This is a genomic window from Shewanella aegiceratis, assembly GCF_019457495.1.
Taxonomy (GTDB): Bacteria; Pseudomonadota; Gammaproteobacteria; order Enterobacterales; family Shewanellaceae; genus Shewanella; species Shewanella loihica.
This window is the reverse complement of sequence record NZ_CP080416.1, coordinates 4465555-4487149: the sequence shown is the minus strand read 5'-3', so window position 1 is coordinate 4487149 and position 21595 is coordinate 4465555. Positions and strand designations below refer to the sequence as shown.

Annotated in this window: 16 protein-coding genes and 3 rRNA genes; 11 read left to right on the top strand and 8 right to left on the bottom strand. The window is 52.0% G+C overall.

The window, feature by feature from the left end; translation table 11 throughout:
• The first annotated feature begins 14 nt into the window (after positions 1-14).
• The 4 genes from glmS (at position 15) to K0H80_RS19550 (ending at position 5092) form a co-directional block, all read left to right on the top strand.
• Entirely contained in the window at positions 15-1844 is a 1830-nt protein-coding gene (glmS, locus tag K0H80_RS19565; protein WP_144202228.1) for a glutamine--fructose-6-phosphate transaminase (isomerizing), read from the top strand.
• Positions 1845-2024: 180 nt separating this feature from the next.
• The gene (locus K0H80_RS19560) at positions 2025-2486 is read left to right on the top strand and encodes a MerR family transcriptional regulator (RefSeq protein ID WP_220072685.1); all 462 of its coding nucleotides are present in this window, start codon (positions 2025-2027) and stop codon (positions 2484-2486) included.
• A gap of 2 nt (positions 2487-2488) precedes the next feature.
• Positions 2489-4732, top strand: a complete 2244-nt coding sequence (locus K0H80_RS19555; protein WP_220072684.1) for a heavy metal translocating P-type ATPase — start codon at positions 2489-2491, stop codon at positions 4730-4732.
• 9 nt (positions 4733-4741) lie between these two features.
• Positions 4742-5092, top strand: a complete 351-nt coding sequence (locus K0H80_RS19550) for a cupredoxin domain-containing protein (protein WP_220072683.1) — start codon at positions 4742-4744, stop codon at positions 5090-5092.
• Between the two features lie 113 nt (positions 5093-5205).
• On the opposite strand, the gene K0H80_RS19545 is transcribed toward K0H80_RS19550, so the two are convergent.
• The 4 genes from K0H80_RS19545 to K0H80_RS19530 form a co-directional block, all read right to left on the bottom strand.
• Positions 5206-5748, bottom strand: a complete 543-nt coding sequence (locus tag K0H80_RS19545) for a porin family protein (protein ID WP_011867610.1) — start codon at positions 5746-5748, stop codon at positions 5206-5208.
• A 192-nt stretch (positions 5749-5940) separates the two neighbouring features.
• The gene (locus tag K0H80_RS19540) at positions 5941-6132 is read right to left on the bottom strand and encodes a DUF2061 domain-containing protein (RefSeq protein ID WP_144202201.1); all 192 of its coding nucleotides are present in this window, start codon (positions 6130-6132) and stop codon (positions 5941-5943) included.
• Positions 6133-6364: 232 nt separating this feature from the next.
• Entirely contained in the window at positions 6365-7267 is a 903-nt protein-coding gene (locus K0H80_RS19535) for a 1,4-dihydroxy-2-naphthoyl-CoA synthase (protein WP_220072682.1), read from the bottom strand.
• Between the two features lie 121 nt (positions 7268-7388).
• Positions 7389-7742 (bottom strand): hypothetical protein, encoded by a 354-nt coding sequence (locus K0H80_RS19530; protein ID WP_011867607.1) that lies wholly within the window; start codon positions 7740-7742, stop codon positions 7389-7391.
• A gap of 88 nt (positions 7743-7830) precedes the next feature.
• Between K0H80_RS19530 and ccoG the strand changes: the two genes are divergently transcribed.
• From ccoG to K0H80_RS19500, 6 genes are all read left to right on the top strand, one after another.
• Entirely contained in the window at positions 7831-9258 is a 1428-nt protein-coding gene (gene ccoG, locus K0H80_RS19525; protein ID WP_220072681.1) for a cytochrome c oxidase accessory protein CcoG, read from the top strand.
• 675 nt (positions 9259-9933) lie between these two features.
• Positions 9934-11476 (top strand): 16S ribosomal RNA (locus K0H80_RS19520).
• 250 nt (positions 11477-11726) lie between these two features.
• Positions 11727-14619 (top strand): 23S ribosomal RNA (locus K0H80_RS19515).
• 133 nt (positions 14620-14752) lie between these two features.
• Positions 14753-14868, top strand: a 5S ribosomal RNA gene (gene rrf, locus K0H80_RS19510).
• The 16S, 23S and 5S rRNA genes sit together here, the layout of an rRNA operon.
• Before the next feature lie 572 nt (positions 14869-15440).
• Positions 15441-15695, top strand: a complete 255-nt coding sequence (locus K0H80_RS19505; RefSeq protein ID WP_220043770.1) for a YkgJ family cysteine cluster protein — start codon at positions 15441-15443, stop codon at positions 15693-15695.
• Positions 15696-15705: 10 nt separating this feature from the next.
• Positions 15706-16158, top strand: a complete 453-nt coding sequence (locus tag K0H80_RS19500; protein WP_011867604.1) for an Rrf2 family transcriptional regulator — start codon at positions 15706-15708, stop codon at positions 16156-16158.
• 21 nt (positions 16159-16179) lie between these two features.
• Here the strand turns inward: K0H80_RS19500 and K0H80_RS19495 are convergent, their stop codons facing one another.
• The 4 genes from K0H80_RS19495 to gpmM are packed head-to-tail and all read right to left on the bottom strand — an operon-like array spanning position 16180 to position 20880.
• A complete protein-coding gene (locus K0H80_RS19495) occupies positions 16180-16935 on the bottom strand; it encodes a divergent polysaccharide deacetylase family protein (RefSeq protein WP_220072680.1) in 756 nt (251 codons plus the stop codon).
• Between the two features lie 15 nt (positions 16936-16950).
• On the bottom strand, positions 16951-18156 hold the full coding sequence (locus K0H80_RS19490; protein ID WP_220072679.1) for a S41 family peptidase: 1206 nt from the start codon (positions 18154-18156) through the stop codon (positions 16951-16953).
• A 35-nt stretch (positions 18157-18191) separates the two neighbouring features.
• The gene (locus tag K0H80_RS19485; RefSeq protein ID WP_011867601.1) at positions 18192-19277 is read right to left on the bottom strand and encodes a murein hydrolase activator EnvC family protein; all 1086 of its coding nucleotides are present in this window, start codon (positions 19275-19277) and stop codon (positions 18192-18194) included.
• Between the two features lie 58 nt (positions 19278-19335).
• Entirely contained in the window at positions 19336-20880 is a 1545-nt protein-coding gene (gene gpmM / locus K0H80_RS19480) for a 2,3-bisphosphoglycerate-independent phosphoglycerate mutase (RefSeq protein ID WP_220072678.1), read from the bottom strand.
• 241 nt (positions 20881-21121) lie between these two features.
• On the opposite strand from gpmM, the gene K0H80_RS19475 reads away from it, so the two are divergent.
• Positions 21122-21556 (top strand): rhodanese-like domain-containing protein, encoded by a 435-nt coding sequence (locus K0H80_RS19475; protein ID WP_041406823.1) that lies wholly within the window; start codon positions 21122-21124, stop codon positions 21554-21556.
• The last annotated feature ends 39 nt before the right edge of the window (positions 21557-21595 follow it).

The window sequence follows — 21595 nt, the reverse complement described above, 5'->3', positions numbered from 1 at the left end:
AGTAGGAAAAAACTATGTGCGGAATCGTTGGCGCAGTGGCGCAAAGGGATGTTGCGGAAATTCTAGTCGAGGGGCTACGCCGCCTCGAATATCGTGGTTATGACTCTGCCGGTGTGGCGGTGATTCATAACAATGAACTGGCAAGCACTCGCCGTGTAGGCAAGGTGCAAGAGCTGTCTAGTGCCTTAGAGCAGGCACCGCTCGTCGGTGGCACGGGTATCGCACACACGCGCTGGGCGACCCATGGCGAGCCGAGTGAGCGTAATGCCCACCCTCACCAGTCCAGCGGTGACATTGCCGTGGTGCACAACGGCATCATCGAAAACCATAACAAGCTACGCGACATGCTGAAGGGCCTGGGTTACACCTTTAACTCAGACACAGATACCGAAGTGATCTGCCACCTGGTACACCATGAGCTTAAGTCTCATGACACTCTGCTTGGCGCTGTGCAGGCCACGGTCAAACAACTCGAAGGCGCCTACGGCACTGTGGTGATCGACCGCCGTGACAGCGAGCGCATGATAGTCGCCCGCTCAGGCAGCCCACTGGTGATAGGTTTTGGCCTGGGCGAAAACTTCGTCGCCTCGGATCAGCTGGCGCTGCTGCCCGTGACCCGCTCGTTCGCCTTCCTCGAAGAGGGTGATGTGGCCGAGGTAACCCGTCGCACCGTGAGTATCTTCGATGTCGATGGCAACGCGGTTGAGCGTGAAGTGAAAGAGTCTGAAGTGACCCATGATGCGGGCGACAAGGGCGAGTACCGTCACTACATGCTCAAGGAGATCTATGAGCAGCCTCGCGCAATCGCTCATACCCTGGAGGGACGCATCGCTGGTGGCCATGTGCTGGATTCTGCCTTCGGTGAAAACGCGGCTGAGTTCCTAAAAGATATCAAACACGTGCAGATCATCGCCTGTGGTACCAGCTATCACGCGGGTATGGCGGCACGTTACTGGCTTGAGGATTGGGCCGGCGTTTCCTGTAACGTCGAGATCGCCTCCGAATTCCGTTACCGTAAATCGCACCTGTTCCCCAATAGCCTGTTGGTGACCATCTCTCAGTCGGGCGAAACCGCCGATACCCTGGCCGCGCTGCGTCTGGCCAAAGAGATGGGCTACAAGGCAACCCTGACTATCTGTAACGCGCCAGGTTCTTCTCTGGTGCGCGAGTCGGACATGGCGTACATGATGAAGGCGGGCGCCGAGATCGGCGTGGCCTCAACCAAGGCCTTTACCGTTCAGCTAGCAGGTCTCCTAATGCTGACCGCCGCTGTCGGTCGTCACAACGGCATGTCTCCCGAGATGCTGGCCGAGATCACCCAGAGTCTGCAGTCTATGCCGGCTAAGGTGGAGCAGGCGCTGGGCTTGGATGATGCCATCGCCGAGTTGGCCGAAGACTTTGCCGATAAGCATCATGCCTTGTTCCTGGGCCGCGGCGATCAATATCCTATCGCGATGGAAGGTGCGCTCAAGCTTAAGGAGATCTCTTACATCCACGCCGAAGCTTATGCATCTGGTGAGCTTAAGCACGGTCCGCTGGCACTTATCGATGCCGATATGCCTGTGATCGTCGTGGCGCCAAACAACGAACTGCTTGAGAAGCTCAAGTCGAATGTCGAAGAGGTGCGTGCCCGTGGTGGCCTCATGTATGTGTTTGCCGACAAGGACGCCGAGTTCGAGTCAGACGACACCATGAAGGTGATCCCAGTGCCACATTGTGATGACTACATGGCGCCGCTCATCTACACCATCCCGCTACAGCTGCTCTCTTATCATGTCGCCCTGATCAAGGGGACCGACGTGGATCAGCCGCGTAACCTGGCAAAATCGGTGACGGTAGAGTAATTTGCGCTCTTAAACTAAGCCCCATATCAGAAAAAGCAGCCTCTCTAACGGCTGCTTTTTTTATGCCTGCCGCTTTTTCACCACGCTTTCGATTTTTTCTTCCTGAGTTCCTTGACCTGTGTCTAACACACAGGTTTATAGTCAAGGCATGAGCTTAAAAAATGTCTTGTTGGAGTGGATATGCGCGTCAATCAACTAGCAAAGAATCTCAATATCACGGGTGATACCGTGCGCTTTTATACCCGCATCGGCCTGCTGAGCCCGGCTAAGTCTTCGGTCAACGGCTACAAGGACTACAGCGACAAGGATCAGTCGCGTATGCAGTTTATCTTAAGTGCCAGAAACCTGGGGTTTAGCGTCGATGAGATCAAGGTGATCTTCTCGCGCACGGATCAGGGCGAGAGCGCCTGTGGCCTGGTGCGGCAGATGATCCAGCAGAAGCTAGAGGAGACTGAGAAGCAGTTTGAAGAGATGGTGAAGCTGAGACGTAAGCTGTCGAATGCTGTGGAAGATTGGTCCCACAAGCCGGACAAGGCGCCGACCGGCAATATGATCTGCCACCTAATCGAAGGCACTTATGCAGAAAGCAGTCAGTTAGAAGCCAATCGTGACTCAAGCATGATGCCTAGCCTGGAGGATTGAAGATGGACACCAACAGAGTACAACTCAACATCATAGGCGCCGGCTGTGCCAGCTGCGTCGGTAAGATAGAGAAGGCATTAAAATCTGTGCCCGGTGTCGACTCGGCCGAGATGAACTTTGCCGAGCGCATCGTCGAAGTATCTGGAACGGCAACGCCGGAGCAGCTGATTGCGGCGATCGAGGCAGCGGGTTATAACGCTACTCAGCTGCAGGCCGAGGCGGGTAATGATGCCATAGATGAGAAGGAGCAGGCGGATCTCGACTATTACCGCAGCCTGCTGCGCCATACCTTTATCGCCCTGTCTGTGGGTATTCCCTTGATGATCTATGGCCTGTTTATCGGCGAGATGACGGTAACGACCACGACCGAACAGCTAGCCTGGGGGCTGGTGGGCTTAGTGACTCTGAGCATCATGCTCCTGTCTGGTAAACACTTCTATGTGGGGGCGTGGAAATCCTTTGTGCACCACAACGCCAACATGGACACGCTTATCGCCTTAGGCACCGGCACCGCCTGGCTCTATTCCATGCTGGTGGTCGCCTTTCCAACCCTGCTGCCCGAGATGGCGCGCCACGTCTATTTTGAGGCCACGGCGATGATCATAGGTTTGATCAACCTGGGGTTGGCATTGGAGGTCAAGGCCAGGGGCAAGACCTCAGAGGCAATTAAGCGCCTGATCGGCTTACAGGCCAAGACGGCGCGGGTGATACGCGACGGTAAGGAACTGGATATCGACATCGCTCAGGTGCTGCAAGGCGATAAGGTACGGGTGCGCCCAGGTGAGAAGATCCCCGTCGATGGTGTGGTCATCGAGGGCACCACCATGGTGGATGAGTCTATGTTGACTGGCGAACCTATGCCGGTTGAGAAGGCTATCGACAGCGAGGTTGTCACGGGAACCCTAAACAAGTCCGGCTCTATTGTCTTTAGCGCGACCCGGGTGGGTAAAGACACTGCTTTAGCCAGAATCATCGCCATGGTGAAGCGGGCACAAAATTCTAAGCCACCAATCGGTCGACTTGCCGATGTAATTGCCAGCTATTTCGTTCCTGCCATCATGATCATCGCCATCGTTAGCGCCATGGTGTGGTTTAACTTCGGCCCCGAGCCTTCCATGGTGTTTGCCATCGTCTCGGCCACAACCGTGTTGATCATCGCCTGTCCCTGTGCCCTTGGGTTGGCTACGCCTATGTCTGTCATGGTGGGTGTGGGCAAGGCCGCCGAGTCTGGAGTGCTGATCCGTAACGGCGAGGCGCTACAAACCGCCTCTAAGATCAGTGTCATGGTGCTGGATAAGACGGGCACTATCACTCAGGGTTCACCTCAGGTCACAGATGTGGTGGTGACTCAGGTGTCTTCCATTGGTGAGGATGAGGTATTAGCCCTGGCGGCCGGTATTGAGCGACACTCAGAGCATCCGCTGGCCGAGGCGATTGTCGAGACGGCGAACAACCGCGGCATACCGATGGAGGCTGTCGAGGACTTTAATGCCATCTCCGGGCGCGGGGTCGAGGCCAAATTGAATGGGCAGGCGCTGCTGTTTGGTAATCAGGCATTGATGCAGGACTTCGGTGTGGATACTCAGGCATACCGGGCCAAGGCGCAGCAACTGGCTGCGGAGGCCAAGACGCCCATGTATCTGGCGCAGGAAAATGAGCTTATTGCCATCATAGCGGTAGCAGACCCTATCAAGCCTGACTCGGCCGAGGCGATCGCCAGGCTCAAGCACAATGGCATCAAGGTAGTTATGTTAACCGGAGATAATAAGGCCACGGCTGCCGCAGTTGCCGCAAAGGTTGGTATTGAGACGTTTTTTGCCGAGGTGATGCCCCAGGATAAGGCTGGCAAGGTGGCCGAACTGCAAAAAGAGGGCGAGATAGTAGGCATGACGGGAGATGGTATCAACGACGCCCCGGCGCTGGCATTGGCTAACGTGGGCTTTGCCATAGGCACGGGTACGGATGTGGCTATTGAGAGTGCCGATATTACCCTTATGCGTGGCTCCTTGCATGGCTTGGCCGATGCGATTGCAGTCAGCAAGGCGACGCTGAGAAATATCAAACAGAATCTGTTTGGCGCCTTCGTCTATAACGCCGCCGGTATTCCCATTGCCGCCGGGATCCTCTACCCCATGTTTGGCTTACTGCTCAATCCTGTGATTGCCGGTGCGGCCATGGCCTTCTCATCGCTAACCGTGGTGAGCAACGCCAATCGTCTGCGTCTGTTTAAAGCCAAAGCGCACTAGGAGGCTGGTATGTTATTTATTAATCTGTTCTGTCTCGCCCTTATCGGTTTTATCGTCTGGTGGTTTTGGCTCTACTCGCCCGAGGCGCCCGTGAGTCAAGAAGGCATAGAGATAGTGGTCAAGAATGGGGTATATACGCCGTCGCGTATCAAGATCCCCTCGGGGCAGGAGACTTCTCTCACCTTTTTGAGGCAGGATAAGTCAGCCTGTTCGGCGACCCTACAGCTGCCAGCGCTGGAGATCAGTGAGGAGCTGGCATTGGATAAGCCTACGGTAATCAAGATTCCGGCCATGACACCGGGAGAATATGCATTCCACTGCCAGATGCAGATGTATAAAGGTGTGCTAGTCGTCGAATGAATGGGGCGATTGAAAGGGTGAATGAAAGAGTCGCATAAGCGCCAAATAAAGGGATTGAGTATAAATAGTAGGGCAAACGCTGTCTTCAGGTTTGCCCTACATTTATGTCAGTATCAGAAGCGATATCCGAGGGCGAAAGTAAAGGTATGGGTATCGAGTAAATCCATCGCCTGATAGTGATAGGTGAGGCCGAGATCCATACCCGATGCGAATTCCATGCGCCAACCTAGCCCTGCCAGTAGGCCGGTACCATCATCTGTGTACTTACGGTCGTTGTCATCGGTATCGGTAAACTCCAGTCGATATTGGTTCGCGCCGAGTTTAAATACCAATCGGTTTCTCTGAGACAGGGGGAGTGTATACAGAGCTGCCGCGCGGAAGCTGCCGACATCATCGAGTTGATTGCCATAAAAGCTAAAGAGGTTGGTGATAAATACATCCTGTCGCATGTAACCTACTTCTACCCCCCATTCTGAACTGAATTGGTAACGGTAGGCGAGATCATAATGGGACTGAATGTCATCACCATCGATGGCTTTGCCCGATGAGACTCTTGATTCACCCATGCCAGCCCCTAGTGATAGGGCGTGATGGTAATCCGACGCGAAAGAGAGAGGTGTAACGAGCAGGCAAGCTGCGGCAAGAAGAGCTTTCATAACAATCCTTTGTAAGTTGATAACGGCAAAATATCGAATCCGACTTATAGCAGATGTCGCCTACAAAAGGTACAGATAATTTGTTTTTGCTTAAAATTATCGTCTGTTAAATTAGTTATTTTTCAATTATTAATCTAAACAGGGTCTGCTTTTAAGCGCTAAAAGCTACTGTTGGCGGTAATTAGTTGCGAATTAGGCTAACAGCGGCTGGGAGCGCTTCTCTATGCGTTGCCACACCTTATCGTGGAAGTAGAACACGACAGTGTTGATCGCCGGTTCTATGAGTGCCACGGCGCCACCTATTACTATGCTACCGGTTAACAGGTAGGTGATTCCGAATGCGACACCGAAGTGTAGTACTGCAAAGGTGAATGTCTTAGCCATGATGCGTCTCCTCTTAGATTTGATTAAATGATAATTATTATCATTTGAGTTGTAAAGTCGGAGAGTGCGATTGGCTTAATGCAGTAAGACGATTAATAAAGGTGAGTAAGTTGCAAAACGCCCAGAGTGACAGATACCTTAACTGGCACTCTGGGACGATTGGTATGATTTGGCTATTGATTCTTTATGTGCACCGATTAGCGATGCGCTTAGGTTTAGTCATATTTAGAGACTAGTAATGCCAAGGGAACTTAGAGAAATCCTGATCCCGTTTTTCCAGGAAGGCATCACGTCCTTCTACCGCCTCGTCGGTACCATAGGCCAGGCGTGTCGCCTCGCCGGCAAATAGTTGCTGACCCACTAAGCCATCGTCCGGCAGGTTAAAGCCGTACTTCAACATACGCATGGCTGTGGGCGACTTAGAGTTGATCTCTTTGGCCCATCTCAGCGCCTCGGTTTCCAATTCTGCATGGGGAATGGCGCGATTGACCATGCCCATGTCGAACGCCTCCTCCGCACTGTAATTAAAACCGAGGAAGAAAATTTCCCGGGCGCGCTTCTGGCCAATCATCTTGGCGAGGTAGGCGCTGCCGTACCCCGAGTCGAAGCTGCCTACATCCGGGTCGGTTTGTTTAAATACCGCATGCTCTTTAGAGGCCAAGGTTAGATCGCAGACCACATGCAGGCTATGACCACCGCCGACAGCCCAGCCCGGCACGACCGCTATTACCACCTTAGGCATGAAACGGATCAGGCGCTGCACCTCTAAGATATGCAGGCGGCCCATGCGCGCCAAGTCGGGCTTATCTGTCTCTTCGCCTTCATACTTGTAGCCATCCTTGCCGCGGATACGCTGGTCGCCACCGGCACTGAAAGACCATTGTCCCTTCGCCGATGGGCCGTTGCCGGTCAGCAGCACACAGCCTACATCAGACCATTGGCGGGCATGATCCAGGGCGATATAGAGTTCATCGACCGTCTTAGGGCGAAATGAGTTGAGGCAATCTGGACGATCGATGGCGATACGTACCGTGCCCTGATCCTTCGCCCTATGGTAGGTAATATCTTCGAAATCAAATCCTGGCACTCGATCCCATAAGGAGGGATCAAAGATATCGGAAACCTTGTCTGTCATGTTCGTAACCCTATGTGTGTCGCATCGAGAGATGAGCCAAGGCTAGGCTCATTATGAGTAGAGATCAATTAGGCTGCAGAAAACCGTGCGCTGGGCAAAGCTTTCTGTAGCCTGTGAGGGATTATCTGAGCTTGTCGCAGATAAATTGCTGGTTATCTTTGCTCAGCTCGTCAAAGCGATTGCTGCTGTTGCCGCAATATTTCTCGGTAAACTCGAGCACCGACTCTTTCGATTCGAGAATATTGTCCAGTGCCGCTAACTCTTTTCGAGTCAGTCGCTCGGCGATTTGCGTCTTAAACATCGCGATGTTTTTGTCGACGCGAATGATCTTGGTTCCCGTCATCGAGTCGAGTTTACGTTCGATACGCTTCATCAGGGCATCCGTTTGCGCGATGGGCTCATCGAGTTTGTCTGTCTCGGTCGCTAGATAATAGAGTAATCCTATCCCTGCACCTAAAATAATCCAGCCTCTCATTATTTATCCAACCATGGTGAACAATCAGTATTAGAAATGTATAATAAGCCAGTTTTCATGGAATATTAAAGCTGTAAGGCTGTTAAATATGAACGCAGAATCAAATAAAAAGGATTATTCCAAGGCTGAGCGGATCAAAATTCATCAGCCAGACGAGAATAAATCCGATCGTTTTAATCCCCGCAATCGTATTTATGTTAGAGCAATAGAAGGATTTTGGACTCAGCTACGTCGCCGCTTGGGCTGGGTTGCTATGCTCTTTTTCCTTATCTTGCCCTGGATCCCTTGGGGAGACAGACAAGCCGTCTGGTTTAACCTGGGTGAGCAGAAGTTTCATATCTTCGGCCTAACCATTTGGCCCCAAGACCTTACCTTACTCGCTGCATTATTAATGATAGCCGCGTTTGGTCTCTTTTTTGTGACAACTTATCTTGGCCGTGTCTGGTGTGGTTATACCTGCCCTCAGACTGTGTGGACCTTTATTTTCATCTGGTTCGAAGAGAAATTTGAAGGTGCCCGTAATAAGCGGATGAAGTTAGATCAGATGCCGTGGAGTTTTAATAAGGTCTGGCGCAAGACGGCCAAGCATCTCTTCTGGTTATTGGTGTCGCTACTCACCGCCATGACCTTCGTCTCCTATTTCGTACCGACCACCGAAGTCTATGCCGACGTCTTTAGCGGCAGCGCCTCGGGCGCCATCTATTTCTGGGTAACCCTGTTTACCGTGGCCACCTATGGTAACGCAGGCTGGATGCGCGAGATCATGTGTATCCACATGTGCCCATACGCCCGCTTCCAATCGGCTATGTTCGACAAGAACACCTTTATCGTGGGTTATGACACCAAGCGCGGTGAAGATCGCGGTCCCCGTTCGCGTAAGGCCGATCCTAAGGCCCTTGGCCTGGGCGATTGTATCGACTGCGATCTCTGCGTGCAGGTGTGTCCTACCGGTATCGATATTCGTAACGGTCTGCAATATGAGTGCATCAACTGTGGCTCTTGTATCGATGCCTGTGATACCACCATGGAGCGCATGGGTTACGACAAAGGCTTGATTGCCTACACCACGGAAAACAAACTCGAAGGCGTTAAAGAGAAGGTTCTACGACCTAAGCTCCTGGGTTATGGCGCCGTGTTGGCATTCATGATCTTAGTCTTTATCTATGCGACGGTGACCATAGCACCTGTACGTATCGATATCATTCGCGACCGTAACCAGCTCTTTAGGGAAAATGATCAAGGTCTAATCGAGAACACCTTTACCCTGAAGATCTTGAATAAGACGGAAGCCAAGCATGAGTATCAACTCAGCGTCGACGGTCTGCCTGACTATCAGTGGTATGGTCCGCAATCTGTGACTATCGAAGGAGGTGAGGTGTTGACCCTGCCTGTGAGTGTCGCCGTGGATCCTGTTGGACTGTCACGGGCCATGACCAGAGTCGATTTCAAGGTCACTACGGTATTAGACGGTGAGACAGTCGAGGCGACCCAGGAGTCACGCTTCTTTAGTCAATAACCTGGCTGCGACTATTACTCACTAGTAGTAAAAGATAGTAAAAGATAGCGAAAGATAGAAAAAAGGGGCTTTTTAGCCCCTTTTTTGTACGTAATGTCTGATTATTACCCGCTTAGTCATCAAAGTGTCATTTTCTTTCAAAAAGCCCTTGCGTAAAAGAATCGCCCCCCTATAATGCGCATCCACTGACACGGCGCAGCAACTTCTTCAACTGGTGAAAGCCAGATAAACAGAGGAGTTCAGCCTGGTCAGCGACTCGATTACAGTAGCAGTTAAACGCAATGAGTTGAGTCGGGCAGAAAGTGGTTTAAGGCTTTCAAATGTCGCCTTCTGGTTAAAGAATCGACGCTTGAAAAACTTCTTAAAATTAACCCTTGACGCCAACATCGGGAAGTGTAGAATACGCATCCCTAAGCCAACGGCCCGGCGCCAGCGGCGGCATCGAAAATAATGATGCAATGCTCTTTAACAAGATAAAACAAGAAATCTGTGTGGACACTCACAGGTATTGAGTTAATCGAAAACGATTTAAATCTCAATGCAATTTCTCATTAGAGATAATGAGTGTTCATAGCAATATGTACAAACATGTAGATGATTCTTCCGAGTCATTTATGTGAATCAGAATTCATTGAGTCGCTTCCTTTTGAATAAAGAGTGAAGCAAAAAAACTTTTAATTGAAGAGTTTGATCATGGCTCAGATTGAACGCTGGCGGCAGGCCTAACACATGCAAGTCGAGCGGTAACAGGAAGTAGCTTGCTACTTTGCTGACGAGCGGCGGACGGGTGAGTAATGCCTAGGGAACTGCCCAGTCGAGGGGGATAACAGTTGGAAACGACTGCTAATACCGCATACGCCCTACGGGGGAAAAGAGGGGATCTTCGGACCTTCTGCGATTGGATGTACCTAGGTGGGATTAGCTAGTAGGTGAGGTAATGGCTCACCTAGGCGACGATCCCTAGCTGTTCTGAGAGGATGATCAGCCACACTGGGACTGAGACACGGCCCAGACTCCTACGGGAGGCAGCAGTGGGGAATATTGCACAATGGGCGCAAGCCTGATGCAGCCATGCCGCGTGTGTGAAGAAGGCCTTCGGGTTGTAAAGCACTTTCAGCGAGGAGGAAAGGTTAACGGTTAATACCCGTTAGCTGTGACGTTACTCGCAGAAGAAGCACCGGCTAACTTCGTGCCAGCAGCCGCGGTAATACGAGGGGTGCAAGCGTTAATCGGAATTACTGGGCGTAAAGCGTACGCAGGCGGTTGATTAAGCGAGATGTGAAAGCCCCGGGCTTAACCTGGGAACTGCATTTCGAACTGGTCAACTAGAGTCTTGTAGAGGGGGGTAGAATTTCAGGTGTAGCGGTGAAATGCGTAGAGATCTGAAGGAATACCGGTGGCGAAGGCGGCCCCCTGGACAAAGACTGACGCTCAGGTACGAAAGCGTGGGGAGCAAACAGGATTAGATACCCTGGTAGTCCACGCCGTAAACGATGTCTACTCGGAATTTGGTGTCTTGAACACTGGGTTCTCAAGCTAACGCATTAAGTAGACCGCCTGGGGAGTACGGCCGCAAGGTTAAAACTCAAATGAATTGACGGGGGCCCGCACAAGCGGTGGAGCATGTGGTTTAATTCGATGCAACGCGAAGAACCTTACCTACTCTTGACATCCAGAGAACTTTCCAGAGATGGATTGGTGCCTTCGGGAACTCTGAGACAGGTGCTGCATGGCTGTCGTCAGCTCGTGTTGTGAAATGTTGGGTTAAGTCCCGCAACGAGCGCAACCCTTATCCTTACTTGCCAGCGGGTAATGCCGGGAACTTTAGGGAGACTGCCGGTGATAAACCGGAGGAAGGTGGGGACGACGTCAAGTCATCATGGCCCTTACGAGTAGGGCTACACACGTGCTACAATGGTCGGTACAGAGGGTTGCGAAGCCGCGAGGTGGAGCTAATCTCACAAAGCCGGTCGTAGTCCGGATTGGAGTCTGCAACTCGACTCCATGAAGTCGGAATCGCTAGTAATCGTGGATCAGAATGCCACGGTGAATACGTTCCCGGGCCTTGTACACACCGCCCGTCACACCATGGGAGTGGGCTGCACCAGAAGTAGATAGCTTAACCTTCGGGAGGGCGTTTACCACGGTGTGGTTCATGACTGGGGTGAAGTCGTAACAAGGTAGCCCTAGGGGAACCTGGGGCTGGATCACCTCCTTACCTATACGATTGACTGATATTTGTTGAGTGTTCACACAGATAACTTGTTCTTGTTAGAGCGAGTGGCACGTCCGAGCGACGATGCTTGTTCTTTAAAAATTTGGAAAGCTGATAGTAATAACCGAAAGGTTATTGCGAAAATAATTGAGTTCTCAAAACACACTTTAATCAAGTGACTTGAGTATTCTTTTGGCGAAAGTAGAAACCGTTAGTTGCGATGCGGCTCAGATGAAACTCATTTGGGTTGTATGGTTAAGTGACTAAGCGTATACGGTGGATGCCTTGGCAGTCAGAGGCGATGAAGGACGTAGTAACTTGCGAAAAGCGTTGGCGAGCTAGTAACAAGCATTTGAGCTAACGATGTCCGAATGGGGAAACCCGGCACCATAAGGTGTCATCACTAAGTGAATACATAGCTTAGTGAGGCGAACGAGGGGAACTGAAACATCTAAGTACCCTTAGGAAAAGAAATCAACCGAGATTCCCCTAGTAGCGGCGAGCGAACGGGGATTAGCCCTTAAGCCTAGAGGGTGTTAGTGGAATGTGTTGGAAAGCACAGCGATACAGGGTGATAGCCCCGTACATGAAAACTAACTTTAGGTGAAAACGAGTAGGACGGGACACGTGATATCTTGTTCGAATATGGGGGGACCATCCTCCAAGGCTAAATACTCCTGACTGACCGATAGTGAACCAGTACCGTGAGGGAAAGGCGAAAAGAACCCCTGTGAGGGGAGTGAAATAGAACCTGAAACCGTATACGTACAAGCAGTGGGAGCGGTTCTTGAGACCGTGACTGCGTACCTTTTGTATAATGGGTCAGCGACTTACATTTTGTAGCGAGGTTAAGCGAATAGCGGAGCCGTAGGGAAACCGAGTGTTAACTGCGCGTTTAGTTGCAAGGTGTAGACCCGAAACCCGGTGATCTAGCCATGGGCAGGTTGAAGGTTGAGTAACATCAACTGGAGGACCGAACACACGTATGTTGAAAAATGCGGTGATGACTTGTGGCTGGGGGTGAAAGGCCAATCAAACCGGGAGATATCTGGTTCTCCTCGAAAGCTATTTAGGTAGCGCCTCGAGCGAATACCATTGGGGGTAGAGCACTGTTAAGGCTAGGGGGTCATCCCGACTTACCAACCCTTTGCAAACTCCGAATACCAATGAGTACTACTCGGGAGACACACGGCGGGTGCTAACGTCCGTCGTGAAAAGGGAAACAACCCAGACCATCAGCTAAGGTCCCAAAGTTATTGCTAAGTGGGAAACGATGTGGGAAGGCTTAGACAGCTAGGATGTTGGCTTAGAAGCAGCCATCATTTAAAGAAAGCGTAATAGCTCACTAGTCGAGTCGGCCTGCGCGGAAGATATAACGGGGCTAAGCAATACACCGAAGCTATGGGTACTAGCGCTTGCGCTGGTGCGGTAGAGGAGCGTTCTGTAAGCCGTTGAAGGTGAAGGGGTAACCCACGCTGGAGGTATCAGAAGTGCGAATGCTGACATGAGTAACGATAAAGGGGGTGAAAAACCTCCTCGCCGAAAGACCAAGGGTTCCTGTCCAACGTTAATCGGGGCAGGGTGAGTCGACCCCTAAGGCGAGGCCGAAAGGCGTAGTCGATGGGAAACGGGTTAATATTCCCGTACTTCTGCTAACTGCGATGGAGAGACGGAGAAGGCTAGGCTAGCGCGGCGTTGGTTGTCCGCGTTTAAGGCTGTAGGTAGGGTGCTTAGGCAAATCCGGGCACCTAATACTGAGAGTTGATGACGAGTCACTACGGTGATGAAGTAGTTGATGCCATGCTTCCAGGAAAATCTTCTAAGCTTCAGGTTAGTAGGAATCGTACCCCAAACCGACACAGGTGGTCGGGTAGAGAATACCAAGGCGCTTGAGAGAACTCGGCTGAAGGAACTAGGCAAAATGGTACCGTAACTTCGGGAGAAGGTACGCTCCTGTTGGTGATGAGACTTGCTCTCTAAGCTGACGGGAGTCGCAGATACCAGGTGGCTGCAACTGTTTATCAAAAACACAGCACTGTGCAAAATCGCAAGATGACGTATACGGTGTGACGCCTGCCCGGTGCCGGAAGGTTAATTGATTGGGTTATCTTCGGAGAAGCTCATGATCGAAGCCCCGGTAAACGGCGGCCGTAACTATAACGGTCCTAAGGTAGCGAAATTCCTTGTCGGGTAAGTTCCGACCTGCACGAATGGCGTAATGATGGCCACGCTGTCTCCAGCCGAGACTCAGTGAAGTTGAAATTGCGGTGAAGATGCCGTATACCCGCGGCTAGACGGAAAGACCCCGTGAACCTTTACTATAGCTTGGCACTGAACATTGACCCTACATGTGTAGGATAGGTGGGAGACTTTGAAGCGGGAACGCCAGTTCTCGTGGAGTCATCCTTGAAATACCACCCTTGTAGTGTTGATGTTCTAACTCTGGCCCCTGAATCGGGGTTGAGGACAGTGCCTGGTGGGTAGTTTGACTGGGGCGGTCTCCTCCCAAAGAGTAACGGAGGAGCACGAAGGTTGGCTAAGTACGGTCGGACATCGTACGGTTAGTGCAATGGCATAAGCCAGCTTAACTGCGAGACATACACGTCGAGCAGGTGCGAAAGCAGGTCATAGTGATCCGGTGGTTCTGAATGGAAGGGCCATCGCTCAACGGATAAAAGGTACTCCGGGGATAACAGGCTGATACCGCCCAAGAGTTCATATCGACGGCGGTGTTTGGCACCTCGATGTCGGCTCATCACATCCTGGGGCTGAAGTCGGTCCCAAGGGTATGGCTGTTCGCCATTTAAAGTGGTACGCGAGCTGGGTTCAGAACGTCGTGAGACAGTTCGGTCCCTATCTGCCGTGGGCGTTGGATGATTGAAGGGAGCTGCTCCTAGTACGAGAGGACCGGAGTGGACGAACCGCTGGTGTTCGGGTTGTCATGCCAATGGCATTGCCCGGTAGCTACGTTCGGAATCGATAACCGCTGAAAGCATCTAAGCGGGAAGCGAGCCCTAAGATGAGTCATCCCTAGACCTTTAAGGTCTCTAAAGAGCCGTCCGAGACTAGGACGTTGATAGGCAGGGTGTGTAAGCGTTGTGAGGCGTTGAGCTAACCTGTACTAATGACTCGTGAGGCTTAACCATACAACCCAAAAGGGTTTTACTGCAAAGTAAGTAATGGTTTTACGTAATCAAAAGAATACAAAGTACTTGATTGAAGTGCGAACTCAGATTGACTCTTGAATAAAGAGTACAGCTTTCCGAATTTCCAATTTTGTCTGGAAACCATAGCATTGTGGTCCCACCTGATCCCATCCCGAACTCAGAAGTGAAACGCAATCGCGCCGATGGTAGTGTGGGGTCTCCCCATGTGAGAGTAGGTCATTTCCAGGCGCCTAATAAAGCAAAGAGCCCTAGCCTAAAACGCTAGGGCTTTTTGCTTTCTACGCTCCGCGAAAGTGCTACTTCACACGCAGCCCACAGCCACTTCGTGGGTGGGCCCCTCAGCTCGCAGCATAGCTGCTTCGCGCTCCAGTCATCCATCAAGCTGCGCTTGATAAACGGATGCCTTACGCCCCCATGTGAGATTGACGGAGTTAGTATCTGATGTCTGCCTCAGACCTGGCCTTTACAGGCGCCTTTCTTCTGTGTGTAGAAGACTCCCTGCTCGTGCTTCACGCTACAAAACCTCATGTGAAGGCCGATAAACTGCACTGTTTAGATACCGCTTAAGACAAGGCGATGGCATAAGATGAATGAGCTAATAAACTTAAGTTCGCTAGATAGACGCAACTGAGTTGTTGTTTTTCTTCTAGCGATAACGTCATTATCTGTATGGCGTTCTCTATAGAACCTTAGTGTTTTTATCTCTTTTAGTATTAGGTGGGGCTAAGCTTTATGAAATCTCAGAATAATGCTGTGATCTTAATGACTAACAAGCTACGCAAATATAGGTATAATGCCGTATGAATTGTCGTCTAGGATGTGGTGCTTGTTGTATAGCGCCGTCTATCACCAGCCCTATCCCTGGCATGCCCAATGGCAAGCCTGCCGGGGTGCGTTGTATCCAGTTAGATGAGCGGAATCTTTGCAAGATATTCGGTCACCCTGAGCGCCCGGCGTTGTGTGATCGTTTCATCGCCGAACCTGAAGTCTGTGGTTCGACGGCAGAAGAGGCACTTTGGTTGATTACATCTTTAGAAACGGCGACCCAGTCTTAGAAGGTAGGTTATGCAGTTAACTCGTTATACAGATTTTGGTATTCGTACGTTAATGTACCTGGCCTTATCGCCAGAGAGAGAAACCCTGTTTAGAATCGCCGAGATCACCGAGGTGTTCGATCTGTCGGCTAACCATGTGTCTAAGATAGTGCACCATCTTGGTAAAGAAGGTTATCTACAGACGGTACGCGGTAAGGCCGGTGGTTTTAAGCTAGGTAAGCCAGCGGATCAGATCAATATCGGTGTCCTGGTGCGCACGCTGGAAAATTCGCTGTCGCCTATCGATTGCAGCAAGCCCTATTGCCGTTTCTCGCCAGCCTGTCAGCTCAAGGGCGTGCTCGCCGAGGCGGTAGACGCTTATCTGGCCGTGCTAGACAAATACTCATTGGCCGATGTCGTCAGTAACCGTGACGAGTTAAGAGCTTTGCTACCGGATCTTACCATCCCAGTCTTAGAGCTTTAACTTAGCCTTTCTTAAGTTCGCCTATCTTAAATGCGCCTTGTCGCTGGCCGCGGGTTCCTTCTGCGCGAGGCGATAGGGCAAGAGCCTGGATGTATTCACCACGGCGATTCCTTCATCCGAGAGCCTGGACAGATTCGCCTTTAAGAAGCTGATGGTCTCCGGATAGGGGTGGGCGATCACTATGAGTTGCCCCTCCTTGTTTGCCAGCTGGATCAGCTGGTTAAATTGTCTCTCAAGCCCCTGCGGCGATACATCGTTATCCAGAAAGAGTTGTCTTCTCAATAGCGGAATTCCCAGCCTGTTGGCTGCGGCGCTGGCTTTGCTGTATCTGGTGGTCATGCTGTCGACAAAATAGTTGTCTTGCTGCTTCAGGCTCTCCATTAGCCAGGTCATGGGGGCATCGAGTTGTGTGAGCAGGCTACCCATATGGTTGTTGACACCTTTGGCGTAGGGAACACTCTTAAAGGCGTCATCGACCGCCCGCTTGAGAGCCTGTTCGCTCATCTGATTGGTCAGTCCGCCTGGGCCCATCTCCTTGCCATTTAATGCCTGCATGGGCAGGTGCAACATGATCTCGTGGCCCTTGTCGTGGGCGATGGCGGCAAGCCTTTCGCCCAGGGGGGTATGGGGCAATACGGAGAGGGTGACGTCGCTTGGCAATGCCAATACCGCCTCGTCAGTCTGACGATAACCTATGTCGTCAATGATGATGGAGACCTGGGCGGCGAAGCAGTGTGGTGTGGTAAATAAGACAGCTAATAAGAGTAATAAGCGCACTGTTTTGGTTATTCACTAACTATTTGTTTTTATCCATGAGATCGCCGATTCGATAACCCTATCGTGGGCGCTCTCCTCATGGGGTGTTTGCTCATCGATTATAGGCATACTTTGTCCGGCAGTCATAGTCTCGCCCGGGATATTTATATCCGGCTCTATGCCGATGGCGTGTATGTCCCTGCCCTTCGGTGTGGTGTAGTGGGCTATGGTCAGCTTGATGGCATTGCCCTCGATAAGGGTGGGGATCAGGCTCTGCACAGTGCCTTTACCGAAGCTCTTTTCGCCGATCAGTGTGGCGCGCTTGTTTTCCTGCAGCGCCGCCGCCAGCACCTCCGAGGCCGAGGCCGACCCCTTGTTGATTAGCACGGTAAGCGGCAGCTTGGAGAACATGGTCTGCGGTGAGGCAAAGTAGTCGGAGTTCGCGTCGAAGAAACGACCCCGTGTAGAGACGATGCGTCCCTTGGCGAGGAAGATGTCGGCAATCTTGATCGCCTGATCCAGCAGGCCGCCAGGGTTGTTACGCAGATCCAGGATCAGGCCTGTCATGGGCTCATTTTGCCATTGGGTCAGCAGCTTAATGAGATCTTCTGTAGAGTCGTCCTGGAAGCTGGAGAGCTTGATGTACCCTATGCCGTTGTCGAGCAACTCGCCCTCTACTGAGTTGACATCGATAAGACTAGGGGTGAGTGTCACGTCGAACAGGGCCTCCGAATTGGCGCGGCTTAGCGACAGGTTGATGGCCAGATTATGCTGACTGTGGAACTTGATCTCCTCCAGCACATTTTCGAGTTGCTTGGCGGTTACCGCCTCATTGTTGACTTTGACGATGCGGTCTCCGGGCTGAATGCCTGCGTTGGCGGCTGGTGAATGGGGAAAGGGGCTGATGATGGTGACCTGGTTCTGTTCTGTGGCTATCTCTATGCCGAAACCGAAGTATTCGCCCTTGTTGGCATCCTTGATGTCGGAGAAGGCTTGGCTGTCGAGGAAGTTTGAATAGGGGTCTAGCTTGCTGAATACCCCCTCAATGGCGGCCTGGATCAGATCTTCCTGAGAGATCTTGTCTACGTAGTAGGTCTCTACCGTGCTGATGATGTCGATGAGGAGTGGGTAGTTGACCTTGGGCTGATACTCTTTGGCATTTTCATGACCAAACAAGGTGATAGAGAGACCTAGGGTCAGCCCTAGGGCGACACAGGTGAAATAGCGGATCATTTGAGACATGGACGACCTCCCCATTACTCGGGGTCGTTGTCGCGTTATCGTCTACAGTATCTCGCAGGATCGACCGCTTGCCCCTTATGCCTTACTTCAAAGTATAGGCCAGGTTCTGTCTGTCCACCCGAGCGTCCGACCAGGGCGATGGTCTCACCCTTCTTAACGCTGTCGCCGGCATCCTTAAGCAGGGTCTGGGCGTGACCATAGAGGCTCATGTAGCCCTTGCCGTGGTCGACTACCATCACCATACCGAACCCCCTGAGCCAGTCGGCATAGATCACCTTGCCCGAAGCGATGGCATTGATTGATTGCCCCTCTGGGGCGGCCATCATCACGCCCTTCCACTTCACTTCGCCCGATCTCAGGCTGCCGAACCCGGCGCGGATGCGGCCCTTGGTCGGCCAGCTAAGCTTCTGGCGGCTGGAGAGGCCTTCCATGCTGGGGTTGTCTTTCATGGCCCTCAGTGCCTGTTCGACCACCCGCTTCAAGCTGGCTTCCTCTATCTGCAGTTGTTCCAGCTTGGCGCCGTGTGAGTTGAGGGTGCGCTCTATCTGCTTCAGGGTCTGCTGACGCTGATGTTGTTCTTGGGTGAGCGCCTTGGCCTGTTGCTCCTGGTTGAGGATCAGCTCGTTGAGCTTAGTCTGTTGGGCCTTCTGCTCAGACTCGACGGCCGTCAGTTCGGTCATCGTCTGTTGCAGCTGCTTGATGGCGTCCATTCTCGCCTTGTTGAGAAACTGATAGTAGGCGAGCAGTCTCTCTATGGTGGCCGGACTCTGCTGATTGAGCAGCATCTTAGTGTAATCGTGGTTGCCCGCCAGATAGGCGCTGGCTAGCTGGTTGGACAGTGTCTTCTGTTGCGTCTGCTTGAGGGTATCAAGCTCTGCCTTGCGGCCATCTAGCTCGGCCAGTTTCTTGTCGGTCTGTGCCAGTGACGCCCTGGTATTGGTTACCTTCTTTGCCGCCGCAGCGATCGCCTGCTCATCTTTTTTCAGCAGGGAAATCAGCTTCTCGTGTTGGCGACTGGTGTCCTTGAGAGCCGATTGCTGGTTGCTTATCTGTTTCTGGATCGCTTCAAGCTCGGATTGACGCTGCTTCAGGTCGGATGCCTGCGCAGTACAAGAGAGCATGATAAAGCCAGCAAGTATGCTGGCTTTATAGAAACCGGAACGTTTAAGCAAAGAGTCGTTACTCGCTTAGGGTAATGATTGAGTGCCCTGTCATCTCTGATGGCACGGTTTGTCCCATCAAGGTTAACATGGTTGGCGCTAAATCACTTAATCTTCCGTTCGGTGCGATATCACCCTTGCGTCCCACATAGATGAGGGGCACGAGTTCGCTGGTGTGGGCGGTATGCGCCTGGCCAGTTTGCTCGTCAGTCATCTGCTCGGCGTTACCATGGTCGGCGGTGATCAAACACTCACCATCTACCTTGGCCAAGGCTTCAACCACACGACCGATACAGGCATCGACTGCCTCACAGGCCTTGACGGCGGCATCGAAGTTGCCGGTATGACCCACCATGTCACCGTTAGGGTAATTACAGATGATCACGTCATATTGGGTCGACTCGATGGCTTCTACCAGTTTGTCGGTCAGCTCGGTCGAGCTCATCTCTGGCTGTAGGTCGTAGGTGGCGACCTTAGGCGACTGGATAAGGATCCTGTCTTCGCCCTCGAACGGCTCTTCTTTACCGCCGTTGAAGAAGAAGGTGACGTGAGCGTATTTCTCGGTTTCCGAGATACGCAGTTGCGTCTTGCCGCTGTTTTGCAGCACTTCGCCTAGGGTGTTGACCAGATCCACCGATGGATAGGCGACAGGCGCCTTAATGTCGGCGGCGTATTCAGTCAGCATGACGAAGTTGATCTTAGGGGTTACCGCTCGCTCGAAGCCATCGAACCCTGGGTCGACGAAGCTGCGGGTGATCTGACGGGCACGGTCGGCGCGGAAGTTCATGAAGATCAGCGCGTCGTCGTCATTGAGGGTCGCAACTTTACCGTCGGCGTCTGTGATGGCCGAGCTGGCAACGAACTCGTCGTTTTCATCGCGGCCATAGGCGGCGTCGAGCGCCTCGACGGCGTCTTGATACTGATGCTGTGCCTTGCCCTGGGTGATCAACTCATAGGCTTGCGAGACGCGATCCCAACGGTTGTCTCTGTCCATGGCGTAGTAGCGACCAATTAAGGAGGCGATGCGGCCAGTGCCTAGCTCGGCGAACAGCTCGTTGAAGGCCTGTAGGCTGCCCTTGGCGCTTCTTGGCGGCGTGTCACGACCGTCGAGGAAGGCGTGCAGGTAAACCTGCTTGGCGCCGCGCGCAACCGCCATCTTACACATGGCCTGGATGTGGCTTTCATGGCTGTGTACGCCACCGGGTGACAGTAGTCCCATGATGTGTACGGCGCCGTCTGCGGCGATCGCCTTGTCGACAGCGTCGACAAAGGCCGGGTTAGTGTCGAACTCGCCATTTGCAATCGACTTACCGATGCGGGTCAGCTCCTGGTAGACCACGCGGCCAGAACCGATGTTGATGTGGCCAACTTCCGAGTTACCCATCTGGCCGTCGGGTAGGCCGACATCCAGGCCAGAGCCTGAGATCAGGCTGTTGGGGTATTCTTTGTTGAGGCGATCGAGTACTGGTGTGTTGGCGTGATATACCGCGTTCATGTGGGTATTTTCACGGTAACCCCAGCCATCGAGGATCAGCAGTGCCAATGGGCGTTTGCGTGTCGTCATGGTGGTACCTATTAACGTTAAAAAGAAAACTAGAATTCTGAAATTGGATAAATATTACTACGTACAGGGGCGATCAAAAAGTGATTTACACCGATAGCCCTCATCGAGCCCGTCACAATTTTAGGGATCTCTCAATCTCGGCGCTCTGCCAGAGGTGAACTACATGCTGCAATCTGCCGGGACAATCGGTTATACTCTCAGCCCGAACAGTCTCTCAAGCCACAGAAGTAGGCCGAAAACTATGCAAGAATATATCGAATTTTTTAAAGCCAACCCTATGTTGAGTCTCGCCTGGGTGGGCTTGTTTGCTGCGCTTATTGTGAGCGTTTTTAAGTCTAGTATCTCGAAAGTGAAAACTGTAGATCATCAGCAGGCGACCTTGTTAATTAACAAGCAAGATGCCAAGGTGGTCGATGTGCGCTCTAAGGAAGAGTTTAAGAAAGGGCATATCGTCGACGCGATTAACATGCCTTTAGCAGAAATTAAAAATAATAAGACATCTGCCCTTGAAAAGTTTAAAGCCAGTCCCATTATAATGGTATGCAATGCAGGGATGACCTCGTCGCAAGCGGCTCAGTTGATGGTTAAAGCAGGTTTCGAAACTGTCTATAACCTCAAGGGTGGGATGAGCGAATGGCAACAAAATAACTTACCCGTTGCCAAAACCAAAAGATAACCCACACAAAGTTTGCTTTTATTAAGCATCTTTGATTAG